Below are 18,098 nucleotides of genomic sequence, written 5' to 3'. Positions count from 1 at the left end.
CCTTAATCGAGGTCCGGCTCAGATTGCCGCTCGCTGGCGACCTGGTTCGTGAGGAAGACGAAGCGTTCTTCGCCCTTCGCGATCAGCGCGTCCCTAAGATCGTGAATCGCACCGATCAAGGCTTCGCGGCGCTCAGCCGGCCTGCGTTCGTATCGGGCGGTGACCCGAATGATGGACTCGCCGTCGAAATCGATGTCCGAACGAACGTCGGCACCCTGAAATTCGGCTTCCGGCACCCGGCTTTTGAGGACGGAGAACACGACCTCCTGGATTTCCTTGTCGGTCATCGAAGCCTCCATTGGTTTATGCAAACCCGGCAAAACGCGAACGCCGTCGCGTCCTCGATCCAGGTCTGCGCTCTCGATCCAGGTCTGCGCTCTCGATCCAGGTCTGCGTCCTCGATCCAGGTCTGCGTCCTCGATCCAGGTCTGCGTCCTCGATCCAGGTCTGAGTTCCGGAGAATTCGTAGGCCGCACTACCCCGTCAACCCACTCACCAAGCTCGGGATATCCAACGGCCGGAAGCCGTAATGATCCAGCCAGCGCACGTCGGCCTCGAAGAACGGGCGCAGGTCCGGCATGCCGTATTTGAGCATCGCGATCCGGTCGATCCCGACGCCGAAGGCGAAGCCCTGGACCGCGTCGGGGTCGAGGCCGCAGTTCCTCAGCACGTTGGGATGGACCATGCCGCAGCCGAGGATCTCGAGCCAGTCCGTGCCCTCGCCGAAGCGGATCTCGCCGCCCTTGCGCGAGCATTGGATGTCGACCTCGGCCGACGGCTCCGTGAACGGGAAGAACGACGGCCGGAAGCGCATGGTGACCGCATCGACCTCGAAGAAGGCGCGGCAGAACTCCTCGATCACCCATTTCAGGTTGGCGATGTTGGCCGCCTTGTCGATCACCAACCCCTCGACCTGATGGAACATCGGGGTGTGGGTCTGATCGGAATCGTGGCGGTAGGTGCGTCCGGGGCAGATCACCCGGATCGGCGGCTGCTGCGCGCGCATCGTGCGGATCTGCACCGGCGAGGTGTGGGTGCGCAGCACCTTGCGCTGGCCGTTGCGGTCGGGGGCCAGGAAGAAGGTGTCGTGCATCTCGCGGGCCGGGTGGCCGGGCGGGAAGTTGAGCGCGGTGAAGTTGTAGTCGTCCGTCTCGATGTCGGGCCCCTCGGCCACCGAGAAGCCCATGTCGGCGAAGATCGCGGTGACCTCGTCGAGGACCTGGCTGATCGGGTGGATGCGCCCGCGCGCCTCGGGCGCCTCGCGCACCGGCAGGGTCACGTCGATGCGCTCGGCCGACAGGCGGGCTTCGAGGGCGGATTCGGCGAGGGCCTCCCGGCGGGCGCCGATGGCGGACTGGACCCGGTCGCGCAGCCCGTTGATGAGAGGGCCGCGGTCCTTGCGCTCCTCCGGGGTCATGGCGCCCAGGGTCTTCAGCAGTTCGGAGACCGAGCCCTTCTTGCCGACGGCCGCAACCCGCACCGCGTCGAGGGCGGCCTCGTCGGCGGCTGCGGCCACGCGGCCAAGGAGATCGCTTTCGAGGGTATCGAGGTCGGTCATCGGGGAGGACTCGGTTCAGGGCTCGGCGTCGGGCACGGGTAACGGCTTCCTGGCGCGGGCCATAGACGAATCGGCGCCGGAAAACGAGAAGGCGCGACCCGTCGGGCCGCGCCTCTCAAGCGAACGTCGCGTGCGTCGTGATCGACCCTCAGGCGGCCTTGGCCGTCTGGGCGGTGTCGGTCATCGCGGCCTTGGCCTTCTCGACGACGACGGCGAAGCTCGCCGGCTCGTGGATGGCCAGTTCCGACAGCGCCTTGCGGTCGACGACGATGCCGGCCTTGAGGAGCGCGTTGATGAAGCGCGAATAGGTCAGGCCGTGCTCGCGGACCGCGGCGTTGAGGCGCTGGATCCAGAGGGCGCGGAACGTGCGCTTCTTGTTCTTGCGGTCGCGGTAGGCATACTGCATGCCCTTCTCGACCGCCTGCTTGGCGATGCGGATCGTGTTCTTGCGCCGGCCGTAATAGCCCTTGGCGGCCTTGAGGACTTTCTTGTGCTTTGCGTGACTGGTCACGCCGCGTTTGACGCGGGCCATGTGAGATCTCCTGGGTTAGAAAAAGCAGTCTGTCGGTGAAGGCTCTCAGCCGTTCGGCAAAAAGTACTTCTTCACGTTGGCGGCATCGCCCTCGAACAGGGTGGTGGTGCCGCGCAGGTTGCGGATCTGCTTCGTCGTCCGCTTGATCATCCCGTGCCGCTTGCCGGCCTGGGCGTACATGACCTTGCCGGTCCCGGTGATCTTGAAGCGCTTCTTGGCGCCCGACTTGGTTTTCAGCTTGGGCATTTGGCTCTCCTGACGCGCATTTCGTCCGATCGGGCAAGGATCGGAGGATGCGCTCGATTGATGCTTCTGGTGGAGCAGCACGAACCGCCACGGCAGCCCTGATCGGCCGGGCGGTTCGACGCGAGGGGCGTATGACAGAAAAGGGACGTGCCTTCAATGGGCGCGGCCGACGCCGGGTGCGCCACCGACCCGCGGTGGGCCGCAGGGCTCGCGCGAATCGCGGGATTTCGGGGACATCCCGGAGGTACAACCAAAATTCCCTGGCGGACGCGTGCACTGCGGAACCATAACCTTGGCCGTGGGTTTCGTTCATGTCCCACTCAGGCCGGGTGGCGTTTTATCGGCGCAACATTCGACCTCACAGGAGACACTTCGTGCGCATTGCCCAGATCGCTCCGCTCTCTGAAGCCGTTCCTCCCAAGTTCTACGGCGGCACCGAGCGTGTCGTGTCTTGGATCACCGAAGAGCTCGTGCGCCAGGGACACGACGTGACGCTGTTCGCGAGCGGCGATTCGGAAACGTCCGCCAAATTGGCCGCCTGCACGCCGGAAGGCCTGCGTCTCCTCGGCTACAGGGACCATACCGCGAGCCATCTCGCGATGCTCCATCAGATCAGGCGGCGTGCGCACGAGTTCGATGTGCTTCACTTCCACATCGATCTGCTTCAGTACCCGATGTTCGAAGACTTGAACCACAAGTGCCTGACCACGATGCACGGCCGTCTCGACGTGCCGGACTTCATGCCGGTGTACCGCACGTTCACGGGCATGCCCCTGGTGTCGATCTCCGACAACCAGCGCGAGCCGATGCCCAAGACCGTGAACTGGCTCTCCACCATCCACCACGGCCTGCCGCCCGAGAACTGCACCTTCTACCCGGAGGCGAAGGGCGGCTATCTCGCGTTCCTCGGCCGGATCTCGCCCGAGAAGCGTCCCGACCGGGCGATCGAGATGGCGATCCGTTCGGGCACGCCGCTCAAGATCGCGGCCAAGGTCGACAAGGCCGACCAGGATTATTGGGACGAGGTCATCGAGCCGATGATCCATCATCCCCTCGTCGAGTTCATCGGCGAGATCAACGAGGAGCAGAAGAAGGATTTTCTCGGCAACGCCCTGGCCCTGGCCTTCCCCATCGATTGGCCGGAGCCCTTCGGCCTCGTGATGATCGAGGCGATGTCCTCGGGCACCCCGGTGATCGCGTTCCGCAACGGTTCCGTGCCGGAAGTGATCGCCGACGGCGTCAGCGGCGTCCTGTGCGATACGATGGACGATGCCGTCGCCGCGGTGGCCAAGGTCAAGGCCATGAGCCGCGCTGGCGTGCGCCGCCACTTCGAGGGCAACTTCACCGCCGAACGCATGGTGAAGAAGTACGTCGCCGCCTACGAGATGCTCCTCGCCGGCAGGCCGGACCTGATCACCGTCCCCAACGGCATGCCGGCTTTCGTGCCGCACTACGGCGACCTGAACGGCTCGGCCCGCCCGTCGCTGGCCGCAGCCGCCGCCATGCCGGCCTGACTGCTCCCGGTCTGGCCGCCCACGCGGCATCCGCCTTGCGACGCGGCTCACGCGGCACGTGTTTTCCCACGCCGCGCGGGGTTGCGAAGAGGCCGAGATCGCTTCACTGACGCTACCTAACCAAAGGCCGCCCCGACGCTCGGCGCGTCGGGGCGGCCGTTCGATTCGTGACCGGCGGATCGGATCCTCGAGTCCAGGAGATGCGCGAGCATGGCGGCAGACGATGTGACGGCCACGGCCGAATCGGAGCGGGACGCGCGGAACAAGGGGTTCCAGGACGCCGACGAGGTCCTGCCCCAGTACCACATCGAGGCGCAGACCTCGCTGGTCGAGCGGCCCCTGCGCTCGCTGAAGTACGGCGAGGCCTTCGCCGTTCTCGACAGCTACGGCGACATCGGTGTCCTGCCGGGGCCCGAGGGGCTCTATTTCCAGGACACGCGCTACCTCTCGCGCCTGCACTTCACGATCGAGGACCAGCGCCCGCTGCTGCTGTCCTCGGTGATGCAGGACGACAACGGCGCGCTCAGCGTCGACATGACGACGCCCGACATCCGGGTGGACGCCCACGACGAGACCACGATCCCGCGCGAACTCATCGCCATCGAGCGTACCAAGTTCCTGTTCAAGGGCTCGTGCTACGACCGGATCGGCCTGCGCAACTACGATTCGCGCACCCGCAAGCTGCGGGTCGGCCTGACCTTCGACGCCGACTACCGCGACCTGTTCGAGGTGCGCGGCATGGACCGCGCGTTGCGCGGCAAGCGCAGCGTGCAGGTGGCCAGCGAGACCGAGGTCCAGTTCCGCTACGTCGGCCTCGACGAGATGGTGCGCACCACGAGCCTGCACTTCGGGCCCAAGCCCCATCACATCGCCCCGGGCCAAGCGACCTTCGAGGTGACGCTGGCGCCCGGCGGCCGCGCCTCGCTGTTCGTGCGCACCGTGTTCGAGTGCCACCGCGCCTTCACCAGCGCCCCGGCCGCCGAGCAGGTGGGCGAGGACGCCGCCGCCGGCCTCTCGCGGGCCGCAGGCAGCAGCCCCGGCCCGCGCCATCCCCGCGGCCTCGCCGAGGGTGTGATCTTCGCGCGCGCCTACCGCGATTCCCGCCGCGACCTCAGGCAGCTGACAGCGGGCATCACCACCATCATCTCCTCGAACGACCAGTTCAACGAGGCGGCCTGCCGGGCCACCGCCGATCTCTACATGCTGGCGAGCCGCACCCCGGAGGGCATCTATCCGTTCGCCGGCATCCCCTGGTACTCCACCGTGTTCGGGCGCGACGGCATCATCACCGCGATGATGGCGCTGTGGGTCGACCCGAACTTCGCCAAGGGCGTGCTGCGCTACCTGGCCTCGACCCAGGCCAAGGCGATCGACCCCGCCGCCGACGCCCAGCCCGGCAAGGTCCTGCACGAGACCCGGCGCGGCGAGATGGCGATGCTCGGCGAGGTGCCGTTCCGCCATTACTACGGCACCATCGACGGCACGCCGCTGTTCGTGATGCTGGCCTCCGAATACTACGCCGTCACCGGCGACTGCGAGACCATCGCCGCGATCTGGCCGGCCCTCGAACTCGCCCTCGACTGGATGAACCGCTACGGCGACCGCGACGGCGACGGCTTCGTGGAATACGCCCGCGACACCGACAAGGGCCTGGAGAACCAGGGCTGGAAGGACAGCCACGATTCGATCTTCCACGCCGACGGCCAGATGGCCAAGGGCCCGATCGCGCTCTGCGAGGTGCAGGGCTACGTCTATGCCGCCAAGAACGGCATGGCCAAGCTCGCCACGATGCTCGGGCACGGCGACCTCGCCGGCCGCCTCGAGGCCGAGGCGACGGCCCTGCGCGCGGCCTTCGACACGGCGTTCTGGAGCGAGGAGATCGGCACCTACGCACTGGCGCTGGACGGTGAGAAGCGGCCGTGCGCGGTGCGCTCGTCGAACGCCGGCCACGCGCTGTTCACCGGCATCGCCCTGCCGGAGCGGGCCGGCCGGGTGGCCGCCACGCTCCTGTCCAAGGACGGGTTCAACGGCTGGGGCGTGCGCACCATCGCCCGCGGCGAGGCCCGCTACAACCCGATGTCGTACCACAACGGCTCGATCTGGCCGCACGACAACGCCCTGATCGCGATGGGACTCGCCCGCTACGACCTCAAGCCCCAGGCCTCGCGGATCTTCGAGGGGATGTTCGACACCGCGCTCTACCAGGACCAGAAGCGGCTGCCGGAATTGTTCTGCGGCTTCATGCGGCGCAACCAGCGCGGGCCCGTCTCCTACCCCGTCGCCTGCTCGCCGCAGGCCTGGGCGGCAGCGGCTCCCTTCGCGTTCCTGGCCGCGTGCATCGGCCTGGAGATCCAGCACGACCGCAACCGCATCCGGCTCAAGAACCCGACGCTGCCGGCCTTCCTCGACGGGGTCTCGATCTTCAACATCAAGATCCGCGACTCGCGGATCGACCTGCGCCTGCAGCGCTACGGCGACGACGTCACCGTCAACGTCCTGCGCCGTACCGGCGACGCCCAGGTCTCCGTGGTGAAGTGAACGCCGCGCCCCGCCCGAGACGCCGGCGCCGTGCCGGCGTCTCGGGCGGTCTGGCGTTTTGGGCGGTCAGCCGACCGGGCCGACGCGGCGCACGCGGGAGGGCCGCGTCATCGCCTCCAGCTCGAGCAGCGAATCGAGCTGTGCCGACGTCAGCAGGCCCTCTTCGAGGACCACGTCGGCCACCGGGCGGTTCTCGGCCAGGGCCCTCTGGGCGACCCGCGAGCAGGCCTCGTAGCCCAGCGCCGGCACCAGGGCGGTGACGAGGCCGATGGAGCCGTGGACGAGGCTGCGGCAGCGCTCGCGGTCGGCCTCGATCCCCTCGATGCAGCGCTTGGTGAGGGTGTCCACCGCCGCCGTCAGCATCCTGAGCGAGGACAGGACGCAGTAGCCGATGGTGGGCTCGAAGGCGTTGAGCTGGAGCTGCCCGCCCTCGGCGCAGAGGGTCACGGTGAGGTCCTGCCCGATCACCATGTAGGCGACCTGGTTGACGACCTCCGGGATGACCGGGTTGACCTTGCCCGGCATGATCGAGGAGCCGGCCTGGACGGCGGGCAGGCGGATCTCGCCGAAGCCCGTGCGCGGCCCGCTGGAGAGAAGGCGCAGGTCGTTGCAGATCTTGGAGAGCTTCACGGCCACCCGCTTGAGGACGCCGGAGAACAGCACGAAGGCGCCCAGATCCGAGGTCGCCTCGATGAGGTTGGAGGCGAGCACCATGTGCTGGCCGGCCGAGCGCGAGAGTTCCTCCACCGCCAGGGAGGCGTAGCGCGGATCGGCGTTGATGCCGGTGCCGATCGCCGTGGCGCCGAGGTTGACCTCGCGGAACAGGCCGACGATCTCGGACAGGCGCGCCACGTCCTCCTTGATGGTGGCGTGGAAGCCGTCGAACTCCTGGCCGAGGGTCATGGGCACCGCGTCCATCAGCTGGGTGCGGCCCATCTTGAGCACGTCGGCGAATTCCACCGCCTTGCCCTTGAAGGCGTAGGCGAGGTCGTCCAGCGCGGCGATGAGGGGCTGGGTCGCGAAGATCACCGCCAGGCGCAGGGCGGTGGGATAGGCGTCGTTGGTGGACTGGGCCATGTTGACGTCGTCGTTGGGGTGAAGGCTGGCGTAGTCGCCCGGGGCCTTGCCCATGCCTTCGAGGGCGACGTTGGCGATCACCTCGTTGGCGTTCATGTTGGTGGAGGTGCCGGCCCCGCCCTGGATCGCGTCGACCACGAAGGATTCCGCGAAATGCGGCTCGGTGGCGATGCGCGTGCAGGCGTCGTCGATGGCTTTTGCCTTCTCGGCCGAGAGGTAGCCGAGGCGGTGGTTGGCCCTGGCCGCGGCCTGCTTCACCAGGGCGAGGCTGCGCACGAGGTCGGGAAAATGCCCGATCGGCACGCCGGTGATGGGAAAGTTCGCCACCGCGCGCTTGGTGTGGATGCCCCAATAGGCGTCGGTGGGGACTTCGCCATAGCCGAGGAGGTCGTGTTCGGTGCGCGTGCGGGCACCCTCCATCTCCACCGTGCGGACGGTGGCCACCGCGATGTTGTCGGACGACCCGGCGGGCCGGCCCTCCGCGCTCGTCTCGCCTGACATGGGCTGATCCCTCGGCAGCGACGCGCCCCAGGGCGCCGGCATCCGGCCCGCGCCCCCGAGGCCACTGGGCCGGACACCATGCCCGGCCCTCGTGACGTCACCCTCGGTCTTAGAGCATCGGCGGCAGAAAGGGACTCCGGTTTTCGGCCGAAGGCCGCCGACGGCGTCGTGGATCGGCCCCGCTCAATAGACCTCGTCGGTATGCACCTCGAAGCGGGCGAGGTGCGCGTAGCCGAAGTTCGTGGTGATCGCGACGTCGGTGGCGTCGCGTCCGCGCGCCATCAGGATGCGCCCGATCCGCGGCGTGTTGTGGCGGGCGTCGAAGGTGTACCAGCCGCCGTCGAGATAGACCTCGAACCAGGCCGAGAAATCCATCGGGTCGGGCACGCGCGGCACGCCGATGTCGCCGAGGTAGCCGGTGCAGTAGCGCGCCGGGATGTTCATGCAGCGGCAGAACGCGACCGCCAGATGCGCGAAGTCGCGGCAGACGCCCTGGCGCTGCATGAAGCCGTCCCAGGCGGTGCGGGTGGCGTCGGCGCACAGGTAGTCGAAGCGGATGCGGTCGTGGACGTAGTCGACGATGGCCTGGACCCGGCCCCAGCCCATCGGCGCGTTTCCGAACAGGGACCAGGCCGTCTCCGACAGCTTGTCGGTGTCGCAGTAGCGGCTGCCGAGGAGGTAGACGAGCACGTCCTGGGGCAGGTCCTGCACCGGGATCTGCTGGGCGTAGGGCGCATAGACGTCGGGAAGGCCGGAATCCTGGACCGTGAAGTCGGCCGAGATGGTCAGGAGCCCCGGCGGCGTGACGATGCGGGTGCAGATGTTGTCGTAGACGTCGCGATATTCCTGCCAAGGGATCGGCGGATCGAACCTGATCTCGTGCGGCGTCAGGACATCGGGCATCCGCGTGGGATGCACGCTGAGCTCGAGGATCATCGGGGTCGGTTGAACCGATTCGAAGGCAATGTCGAACCCAGTCCTGATCTTCATCGCGCTCACCTGAATCTCGAAGCCACACTCGTCACAGGGAGAAACCGGGGCGGCCCGCCCCGGGTTCACGTCTCGTCATCGGGACAGGATCGGATCCGGCCCCCGCGTCTCCGGGGCAGGCGTGGCGACCTCGACCACGTCGACCTCCACGGTCATGCCGAGGTCGTCGGCGGGAAATCCGAAGAAGGAGCCGTGCAGGGGCACCGCCTGGCGCGGATCGCGGGCGACGGCCACGCGGATGAGGTCGCGGTTGCCGACGATGCCGTTGGTGGGATCGAACTCGACCCAGCCGGCGCCGGGGAGGTAGACCTGCACCCAGGCATGGGTGGAGCCGCCGCCGACGTGCCGGTCGCGGTCGTCGCGCGGGTTGTAGAGGTAGCCGGAGACGAACCGCGCCGCCATGCCGAGCGCCCGGACCGCCTCGATCATCAGCACCGCGAAGTCGCGGCAGCTCCCGCGCTTGAGCCGCAGGGTGGTCACCGGGTCCTGGACGCCCTTTTCCGAGCGCGCGAGGTAGGCGAAGTTCCGGCGCACGCTGCGGGTCATGTTGGCCAGGAGGTCCTGCGTCGCGATCCGGCCTTCCGGGGGCACGAAGCTGCGGGCCCAGGCATCGACCTCGTTGCGCGGGTCGGGGTGCTGGCGCTCGATCGAGCGGCTGAGATCGGGCATGTCGTCGACGCCGTAGCCGAACGGATAGAACGCGGCATTGGGCGCCAGGGCGAAGTGCGGGGTCGATTCCGGAGTGTGGTCGAGGGTGATCGCGCATTCGAAGCGCAGGGTCGACGAGCGCCCGGTGAAACCCGCCACCGCGACACAGTTGCCGAAGACGTCGTGCAGCCAGCGCACCCCCTGCGGTTCGGGGGTGATCGACAGGCTCGCCGCGATCAACCGCTGGTCGTAGCTGTCGCGCGGGCGGAACATGATGCGGTGTTCGCCGAACCCCACCGGCTGCCGGTAGCGATAGGTGGTGACATGGCGGACGGACAGGATCGGCACGGCTGAAACGCTCCACCGCGCCCATGCGCGGCCCCTTGGACCGGGGAATGCAAGAGGTGAGCCCACGGCGCCCGACGGCCGAACCGGATGACCGGAGCTTGCCGTGCAAACAAAGCTCTGCGGTTGCGTGTTCCGCTTTGCAGGCAGGGATTTGCCGTGCCCCGCCCTCGCGTCCCGCGCCAGCGCACTCGCCGGGTCAGGGCTGGATCGGCGGGGGCTCGGTGACGGCCAGATCGGCTTCCACCAGCACGTCGGACGGCCGCCAGGGCTTCGGGATGAAGACGGCCTGCGGTGGCAGCGCGTCGGGCCGCGGCGCCGGTCGGCCGGAGGTCACGACCATGCGGGCGCGCGGCCACAGGGTGGAGACGGCCCGCGCCAGTTGCAATCCGTCCATGGCGCCGGACAGGGCCACGTCCGCGAACACCAGCGCCACGTCGGTGCCGCGCTCGCGCAGGATGTCGAGGGCCGCCTCGGCGCTGTCGCAGCCCACCGCCTCCAGTTCCGTCACCTCGAACAGCGACTCCGCGAGCGCGCGCGTGGCGACGTCGTCCTCGACGATCAGGGCGATCCGCCCGGATTTCCAGGCGGTCGCGGCCGGCGCGGGGGCCGGTACGGGCGGGGGAGCCGACGCCTCGATGGGCTTCACCTGACGGACCAGGGCGGCCAGATGCTCGGGCAGGCCTTCGGCGACGAGGTCGTCGTAGAAGGCGGCCAGGGCCTGCCCGATCCGGTCGAGGGACAAGGAGGGCGCCAGGGTGTTGTCGCCGCCGGGGCCCGGCCCGGTCCGAACCGGTATCTGATGGAGGCCGGGACGTGCCGCTGCCGTACTCTCGGTCGATGGGCTCACCCGCGCCGATGGCGGAGTATCCGGCACGATGCCTTTCCGATCGCCCAAGTCGAATCTCCTTAACGCTGCCCGCACTGCCGTCCGCGCCAAGACGGATTGATGCGTGTTAAATCACGCCGGCAGGGATCGGTTGCCAAAGATTCGTCGGCCGGGATTCGCGAGCCGGGATTCGTCCGCGACCCGTCGTTCGCCACCCGGTCGCGGGACCGGGCCGAACGACGCTCACTCGGTGGCGGCGTCCGCGAAGGCGAGGATGCCGGCGACGGAGCGGACGTCGCGATAGCGGTCGCCGCGCTTGGCCATCATGCTCTCGAACTTCTCGTGGACCTCGGCCACCGACAGGCTCGCGGCCTTCTTGCGTCCGCGCTGGGCGGCGAAGAAGATCGAGCGGTTGGCCTTGGCGGGACCCGGCAGCATCTGCGCGGCGGCGGCCTTGGGCTTGTCGGCCACGGTGGCCAGGAAGTCCTCGGCGTCGTCCGGTCCGAGGAAGTGGGCGAGGTAGACCTCGCCGAGGGACAACTCGCGGCCGATCCGCAGGGAGATGCGGGCGGCGTCGCGCTTGAGCATCTCGCCGGCCATCAGGGCCGAGAGGTAGGGGTCCCGGCGCAGTTCGAGGATGCGCGTGCGCTCGGCCGGATCGGCCACGCTCGGGCGGCCGTTCTCCGCGGTGAGGATGAGGGCGGCGTCCTGGGCCAGGCCGTACCTGGGGCCGAAGTCGCGCACCACCCCGAGCCAGGTCCGCTCGATGAACTGGTACAGCCCGGTCGCCGAGGAGGTCTTGGCCTGCACCTCGGTGATGAAGCTCGATTCCTTGTCGGCCACCGCCATCAGCAGCACCGGGTCGGTGGCCACGGCCTGGGCGGCGCGCACGATCTTCTGGACGAGGTGGCGCCGGATCTTCATCGGCCCGAACTCGAGGATGTCGTTGGGGTCGCCCACCGCGCTCTCGGTGAGGAGGTAGTCGTAGGAGACCCGGTCGACCGCGTTCGAGCCGATCTCGGTGTCGAGGTCGTGGATCGGCGCGAAGGCCGACGAGGCGGTGAGCACGATCGGTGCCGGGGGCAGGATGGCGGGCGCGACGGCCTGGATCCGGGGACGGGGCATCGCCAGCGTCGCCTCGGTGGAGGACGAGGCCACGGCCTTGCCGATGCCGACGGCGCCGAGGTCGCCGCCGTTGCGCACCACGAGGGCGCCGAGGCCGGCGGCGAGGAGCGACATCGCGATCAGCGACCGGGTCAGGGCGGGGCGGCTGCCGTGGTCGCGTCCGACGCGGGCCGAGACGATGATGGCATCGCCGGCCGGCCGTCCCGCGTTGCGGTGAGCCGGGACAGTCCGTTGCGATCCGACCCTGCGTCCCTGCATTTCCAACCCATGCTCCGTGATTCCGCGCCGAGCGCGCTTCTCCGGGGAAACATGCGTTGACAGTTGTGGCGACAACACGGCCGAGCCTGTGGCGATCCCGGGGCAAGTCTCCCCCGGCGAGTGCCCCGGCCGGCCACCGTGTCAGTCATGGGCGAAGGCCGCGTTCCATTCCGCCCGGCGCTCCAGCGGGACCAGGAAGAAGTCCCAGGTCACGGTGTCGGACACCTGCAGCCAGGTCGGGAGATCCTCGACGAGGTTCCCGATCAGGTCGGCGCAGACGTATCCGGCGGCGGTGGCGGCATCGAACAGGCTGCGCTGGCTATGGCCGTAGACCGAGTAGCCGGCCCAGCCGTACTCGATGCTCACGAAGGGACGGCAGCGCGCCAGCAGCCGTTGCCCGCCCGTGAGGCAATCGAGATCGCCGCCCTCGATGTCGAGCTTGAGGAAGGCCACGGCCGGCACCGCGCCCAGCACGGCGTCCAGGGTTTCGACGCGCACCCGGATCGTGCGGGCGGTGACGGTGGGCTGGCTGAAATGGCGCGGTCGCAATCCGCTCTCGCCGAGCGCGCTCGCCACGGTGAAATCCGTCTCCCCGGCCTCGGCCGACAGGGCGCAGGGGTGCAGCGTCACCTCGGGCAGGGCGCCGAAGCGGGCCCGCAGGTTCTCCATCAGGAAGGGGATCGGCTCGAAGGCGTGGACGTGCCCCTCGGGGCCCACGAGGTCGACGAAGTGCTCGAGATGGCGCCCGGCGTGGCACCCGACGTCGATCGCCACGTCGCCCGGCTTCAGGAGGCGGCCGTAGCCCTGGGTCAGGATGTCCTCGTAGTCGGGGATCTGTCCCGTCCGATGCACGCTCCGGAGCGTGTTGGCGGCGGCCACGGCTGGATGCATGGAACCTCTATCCGTCGACGGCGCGGATCTGAACTCGCCCGGTCCCGACAGGGGATGGGCGGCGACGGCCGGTTCGACCGCCATGGCGTCGGAATCCTCGACAGCGCGAGCCGACGTGTCAACGATCCTCCGGAACGGTCGATGCGGCGAACGGGGCCTTCATCCTCGTTCGGGTGGTATCCGACGATTCCGCGCATCGCCGTCCGCGATCGATCGAGACGCGGGGCCGACGAACAGGGCCGGCCGGCGGGTTCCGCAGAAATGCTTGGCGTCGCGTCTCATTGCGAGCCCAAAATGCGCCGCGCTGCGATCCGAGGTCTTGTCGCCCCTGGCGGTCCGTCATGCCCAATCATCCGATAGTAAAAATCCGAAAAAGTCAGGTGCGACTGCTTGGTTTGGGGATGGTCGGCTTTTATCGATGTGTAATCACGAATCGATTAAGTCGATAATTCGTAGGATTTATATAAATCAAAGTCTTTATTTATATCCAGATACAATATGATTTCCAATACAAATTCCGACAGAATTGTCTGCGGCATTGACGTTCCCATACGGCGCCTCCTCCGCTCGACGACCCGAAGGCAAGACACCCCATGACCCCACGCGTGCATCAGCTACGGCGCCGGGACCGCCCCGAGCGCAGTGCTGGCGGCCGACGCGAACGGGGACGGCACGCCGGACCTCATCGTCGCGAACGGGTCGAGCGGCGACATCTCGGTCCTGATCAGGAATGGCGTCGGCGGCTTCCGGTCGGCCGTCGCCTATGGCTCTGGCATCGGCACCCTGGCGATCGCCGCCGCCGACCTGAATGGCGACGGCAAGCTCGACCTCGCCGTCTCCGATCTGTTCGGCACGATCAACGTGCTGATCGGCAACGGCGCCGGTGCCTTCGGCGGTCCCATCCGCAGTCGCGCCGGCACCTCGCCGCTGGTCGCACTCTCGGCGGTGGACGCGAACGGCGACGGGCGGCCCGACATGGTCGCGACCGGCGCTGACGGCAAGGTGGTCACGCTGCCGAACGCGTCCGCCGCGCCGGGCACCTTCGGCCCCGGCACCATCGCGGCTCACCCAGGCGGTCAAACCAGCAGGCTGATCCCGTCGACCCCGACGGGCCCACTCCAGGAGGAGGCCTATTGTGGGCGGCCGATCGGCAACAGGCGGGCGATCCGCACGGCGAGTTCTTCGGGGATGAACGGCTTGACGAGGTAGTCGCTCGCTCCTGCGTTCAGGGCGCCGACGATGTCCTGTTCGAGTTTGCGGGAGGTGAGCATCACCACCAGGGTGTCGGCCGTCTTGGGCGTCGATTTGATCTGCCGCAGGAGCTCGAAGCCGTTGATGCCCGGCATCATCGCGTCGAGGACGACGAGGGCGGGGTTTTCCGCCTCGATGATCCGCAGCGCCTCGCTGCCGTCCGAGGCCGTGATGACGGTGTAGCCGCGGCTCTTCAGCTTCAGGTTGATGATCGAGCGCGTGATCGTGTCGTCGTCGGCGACGACGACGAGGGGGGCGGTGGACATCGTCGATCTCCGGAGGTGAGCAACAGCGTGCATGCGGAAGGGCGGCAGCGTGGCCGTGATGAAATCCAAAATGTGTCTATGAGGCGTTAAAGGCTCTTCGAAAGACGCGGCCTGTCCTGCGCTTCGTCAGAATACTGAAAGTTGCAGGCTCCCGGCGCGGTATCAGCTGATCCGCCGGACCGATGACGGATATCGACATCGACACAATGCCTCGATCGTCCATGACGTCTGGTGGTCTGTTTGGCTTCACGCAATCGGTTGCGATGGGCCAGCGCTCGTCGAGCGGTGAGACGTAGCGAAAAACTAAGGATTTTTCGCCTTTGTGGTGGAGGGTGTCGGTCAGGATCGTACGCGTGCCACAGCGCTCCATCAGCTTGCAGGCGCTGCTCGCCTCGGTCTTCGGCTTCCTGGCGCTCGCCTTGACGTTCTGCGTCAGCCTCGCGGCGGAGCGGATCGCGGCCCCGCAACTCCGCGAGCAGATCGGGCACGAGCTGTCGGGCTATGTCGAGCACCTGCGCGGCCGCCTGGACGCCGTGATGCACGACAACCTGCTCCTCGTGCGCACCCTCGCCACGATGGGCCAGAGCGTGTCGGCGACGCCGGCGACGTGGCGCAAGTGGATCGACACGGTCCAGGCCGACCACAAGGAATACGCCTGGCTCGGCATCGCCGATACCAACGGCGTGGTCATGGCGAGCTCGGGCGGTCTGCTCGAAGGCAAGAGCGTGCGCGAGCGGCCCTGGTTTCGCGAGGCGCTGCTGAAGCCCTACGCCGGCGATGTCCACGAAGCCCTTCTCCTGGCCCAGAAGCTTCCGCCGCTGCCCGACGGCGAACCCCTGCGCTTCGTCGACGTCTCGACGCCCGTCCACGACGGGCAGGGGCGGCTGGTGGGCGTCCTCGGCGGTCACATGAGCTGGACCTGGGCGCGTCGGATCGAGCGCTCGATCCTGGCACCGTTCGAGGAGCGGCAGAGCGGTATCGAAAGCCTGATCCTGCGCGACGACGGCGAGGTCCTGCTCGGGCCGTCCGATATCATGGGCAAGCGCCTCGCCCCCGACGTCATCAAAGCCATCGCGGACGCCTCCACGTCCCGCAAGGGCAGCTCCGCCGTCGTATCCTTCGGCGACGACCAATCCTTCCTCGTCTCGGCCAGCCGGTCCGTCGGCGCGGCCGATTATGCGGGCATGGACTGGACCGTGGTCATCCGGCAGCCGACCCGCACCGCCCTCGCGCCGGTGACGGACCTGCGTCGTGCGATCCTCTTCTGGGGCCTCGCCCTCGCGCTCCTGTTCGGGGTGCTGGGGCTCCTCGTCGCCCGGATGACGACGCGTCCGCTCCTGGCGCTCGTCGCCTTCGCCCAGCGCCACCGCCTCGGCGACCGCAGCACGGCGGTGCCGTCCGGTGGCTATCGGGAAGCCAACGTGCTGAGCGCCTCGCTCGAACGCCTGATCTCCGACCTGACCGCGCGCGATGCCGCCCTCGAAGCCAACAACCGGGCGCTCGAGAATCGCGTCGAGACGCGCACCCTGGCACTGCGCGAGGCCTCCGCCTTCACTCAGAAGATCATGGAGAACAGCCCCGACGTGATCCTGGTGGCCGGCCCCGACGGCCAAGTCGAGTTCGCCAGCCGCAGCGCCCACTGGCTCCACAACATGCCCGAGGCGGATGCCCTGGTCGGTCGCCGCCTGTTCTCGCTCTTCCCCAGGACGAGCGTGGAGGACCTGCAGGCGGCCATGCTGCAGGCCTGCGAGACCCCCGTCGTCGAGACCGAGATCTTCTGCCCCTCGAAGACCGGCTCCGGCCAATGGCTCAGCGTGCTCGTGAGCTTCATGCACGACGGCCACAACCACGTCGAACGGGTCCTGTGCATCATCCGCGACCGGACGATCGAACACGCGCAGGCGGAGACGGAGCGTGCGGCGACGGCGGAGGCGCAGCGGCTGACGACCGAAGCCAATGCGGCGAGCGAAGCGAAGTCCGCCTTCCTGGCCTCCATGAGCCACGAGATCCGCACGCCGCTGAACGCGGTGATCGGCTTTACCGGCATCATCCTCGCCCGCACCGACCTGCCGCCCGACCTCGCGCGCCAGGTCCTGACGATCCAGACCTCCGGCAACGCCCTGCTCACGGTCGTGAACGACGTGCTCGACTTCTCCAAAATCGAATCGGGGGCCATCGAGCTCGAGCCGCGCCCGTTCTCGATCCGGGGCCTCGCCGACAATGCCCTCGCGATCGTCGCCAGCCTCGCCGACGACAAGGGGCTCGTCCTCACCCTCGAGATCGACCCGCGGCTCTCGCCCTGCCACGTCGGCGACGAGGACCGCCTGCGGCAGGTCCTGCTCAACCTCGTCAACAATGCCGTGAAGTTCACCCGCGACGGGTCGGTGACCCTGCGCGTCGCCTTTCTCGACCGGACCGAGACCTGCGAGCGCGTCGTGGTCTCGGTGACCGATACCGGGATCGGCATCCCGCCGGAGAAGATCGACCGCCTGTTCAAGCGCTTCAGCCAGGTCGACGGGTCGATCCGGCGGGAGTTCGGCGGCACCGGGCTCGGCCTCGCCATCTCGCAGCGCCTCGTCGGCCTGATGGGCGGCGAGATCACCGTATCGAGCGAGGCCTGGAAGGGCTCGACCTTCTCGTTCTCGCTGTCCCTCGACCTCGCCGACGCGGCGAGCCTGGCGGCGCCCGAGCCGGTCCTGCTCGCGCCGGCGCGACCGCGCCGGCTCCTCCTGGCAGAGGATCTCCCGGCCAACCAGGAGATCGTGCGCATCATCCTGGAGGCGTCGGGCCACAGCGTCGACGTCGTCGAGGACGGGGCCTCCGCCGTGCAGGCCGTCGCCGGCGGCGACTACGACGCCGTCCTCATGGACGTGCAGATGCCGGTCATGGACGGGCTGACTGCGACCGCCGAAATCCGCAAGCTGCCGGGGGAGGCCGCCCGCATCCCGATTATCGCGCTGACCGCGAACGTGCTCTCAGATCAGGTCAAGGCGCTGCGCGCAGCCGGGATGGACGACCACGTCGGCAAGCCCTTCCGCCGTGCCGACCTCCTCCAGGCGATCGAGCGGTGCTGCCGATCCGACATCGACGACGCTCCGGTCGAGGCGCCGGGCCCGCCTGCCGCCTCCGGTGACGCCCCCGACGCTCTGGTCCTCGACGAGCTGATCGGCCTCGCCGGCCTCGCGCAGGTGCTGGCGTGGCTCGACGATGTCCGGGGACGGATCGCCTACATCTATCCCGCCGCCGGGACGATCGAGGTCGCCGACCACTTCATGGCCGACAACCACACCCTGATCTCGCAGGCCGGCATGCTCGGTTTCACCGCGCTGTCCGAGGCCTGCCAGGCGGTCGAGGCCGCGCATCGGTCCGGCGGCGACATCGGCGAGGCGATCGACCGCTGCCGCGTCGAGGCACAGCGCGCCATCGCCGCCTGCGGTCGAATCGCGCACACCCATGCGGTCGCCGAGGCCGCGGTGCCGGTCCGGATCGCCGGCTGATCCCAGCGCCCTTCCGTAATCCACGGGCATCA

General features: G+C 68.4%; 15 protein-coding genes. 4 read left to right on the top strand and 11 right to left on the bottom strand.

Annotation, left to right across the window (positions count from 1 at the left end):
* Positions 1-2 precede the first annotated feature (2 nt).
* From ASG40_RS02000 to rpmI, 4 genes are all read right to left on the bottom strand, one after another.
* The gene (locus ASG40_RS02000) at positions 3-287 is read right to left on the bottom strand and encodes a hypothetical protein (RefSeq protein ID WP_156387506.1); all 285 of its coding nucleotides are present in this window, start codon (positions 285-287) and stop codon (positions 3-5) included.
* A 188-nt stretch (positions 288-475) separates the two neighbouring features.
* The gene (gene pheS, locus ASG40_RS01995; RefSeq protein WP_055879653.1) at positions 476-1,558 is read right to left on the bottom strand and encodes a phenylalanine--tRNA ligase subunit alpha; all 1,083 of its coding nucleotides are present in this window, start codon (positions 1,556-1,558) and stop codon (positions 476-478) included.
* 148 nt (positions 1,559-1,706) lie between these two features.
* Positions 1,707-2,090, bottom strand: a complete 384-nt coding sequence (gene rplT, locus ASG40_RS01990; RefSeq protein ID WP_055879650.1) for a 50S ribosomal protein L20 — start codon at positions 2,088-2,090, stop codon at positions 1,707-1,709.
* A gap of 45 nt (positions 2,091-2,135) precedes the next feature.
* Positions 2,136-2,336, bottom strand: a complete 201-nt coding sequence (gene rpmI / locus ASG40_RS01985) for a 50S ribosomal protein L35 (RefSeq protein WP_055879647.1) — start codon at positions 2,334-2,336, stop codon at positions 2,136-2,138.
* A gap of 374 nt (positions 2,337-2,710) precedes the next feature.
* Between rpmI and ASG40_RS01980 the strand changes: the two genes are divergently transcribed.
* Together ASG40_RS01980 and ASG40_RS01975 are read left to right on the top strand one after the other, a co-directional pair.
* Positions 2,711-3,850 (top strand): glycosyltransferase family 4 protein, encoded by a 1,140-nt coding sequence (locus ASG40_RS01980; RefSeq protein WP_055879644.1) that lies wholly within the window; start codon positions 2,711-2,713, stop codon positions 3,848-3,850.
* 210 nt (positions 3,851-4,060) lie between these two features.
* A complete protein-coding gene (locus tag ASG40_RS01975) occupies positions 4,061-6,388 on the top strand; it encodes an amylo-alpha-1,6-glucosidase (RefSeq protein ID WP_055879642.1) in 2,328 nt (775 codons plus the stop codon).
* A 66-nt stretch (positions 6,389-6,454) separates the two neighbouring features.
* On the opposite strand, the gene ASG40_RS01970 is transcribed toward ASG40_RS01975, so the two are convergent.
* From ASG40_RS01970 to ASG40_RS01945, 6 genes are all read right to left on the bottom strand, one after another.
* Positions 6,455-7,966 (bottom strand): aspartate ammonia-lyase, encoded by a 1,512-nt coding sequence (locus tag ASG40_RS01970; protein ID WP_082494291.1) that lies wholly within the window; start codon positions 7,964-7,966, stop codon positions 6,455-6,457.
* A 183-nt stretch (positions 7,967-8,149) separates the two neighbouring features.
* Positions 8,150-8,956, bottom strand: a complete 807-nt coding sequence (locus tag ASG40_RS01965; protein WP_055879639.1) for a transglutaminase-like domain-containing protein — start codon at positions 8,954-8,956, stop codon at positions 8,150-8,152.
* Between the two features lie 75 nt (positions 8,957-9,031).
* The gene (locus tag ASG40_RS01960; protein WP_055879634.1) at positions 9,032-9,952 is read right to left on the bottom strand and encodes a transglutaminase family protein; all 921 of its coding nucleotides are present in this window, start codon (positions 9,950-9,952) and stop codon (positions 9,032-9,034) included.
* A 196-nt stretch (positions 9,953-10,148) separates the two neighbouring features.
* Positions 10,149-10,694, bottom strand: coding sequence for a response regulator (locus ASG40_RS01955; RefSeq protein ID WP_055879631.1), 546 nt, complete (start codon positions 10,692-10,694; stop codon positions 10,149-10,151).
* A gap of 327 nt (positions 10,695-11,021) precedes the next feature.
* Positions 11,022-12,161, bottom strand: a complete 1,140-nt coding sequence (locus tag ASG40_RS01950) for a transglycosylase SLT domain-containing protein (protein WP_055879628.1) — start codon at positions 12,159-12,161, stop codon at positions 11,022-11,024.
* A gap of 141 nt (positions 12,162-12,302) precedes the next feature.
* Positions 12,303-13,052 carry an FkbM family methyltransferase gene (locus ASG40_RS01945; protein WP_055881106.1) on the bottom strand — a complete coding sequence of 250 codons (750 nt, stop codon included), beginning with the start codon at positions 13,050-13,052 and terminating at the stop codon, positions 12,303-12,305.
* A gap of 642 nt (positions 13,053-13,694) precedes the next feature.
* Here ASG40_RS01945 and ASG40_RS01940 point away from each other — a divergent pair.
* Positions 13,695-14,261, top strand: a complete 567-nt coding sequence (locus tag ASG40_RS01940) for an FG-GAP repeat domain-containing protein (protein WP_055879623.1) — start codon at positions 13,695-13,697, stop codon at positions 14,259-14,261.
* On the opposite strand, the gene ASG40_RS01935 is transcribed toward ASG40_RS01940, so the two are convergent.
* Positions 14,183-14,569, bottom strand: coding sequence for a response regulator (locus ASG40_RS01935; protein WP_055879619.1), 387 nt, complete (start codon positions 14,567-14,569; stop codon positions 14,183-14,185). The two genes, ASG40_RS01940 and ASG40_RS01935, sit on opposite strands and share 79 nt — an antisense overlap.
* Positions 14,570-14,922: 353 nt before the next feature.
* Here ASG40_RS01935 and ASG40_RS01930 point away from each other — a divergent pair, with 353 nt between their 5' ends.
* Positions 14,923-18,066 (top strand): ATP-binding protein, encoded by a 3,144-nt coding sequence (locus tag ASG40_RS01930; RefSeq protein WP_162240567.1) that lies wholly within the window; start codon positions 14,923-14,925, stop codon positions 18,064-18,066.
* Positions 18,067-18,098 lie beyond the last annotated feature (32 nt).

This window comes from Methylobacterium sp. Leaf399, from assembly GCF_001424525.1.
Lineage (GTDB): Bacteria > Pseudomonadota > Alphaproteobacteria > Rhizobiales > Beijerinckiaceae > Methylobacterium.
The sequence above is the reverse complement of the archived record's forward strand: the minus strand, read 5'-3'. Positions and strand labels throughout refer to the sequence as shown.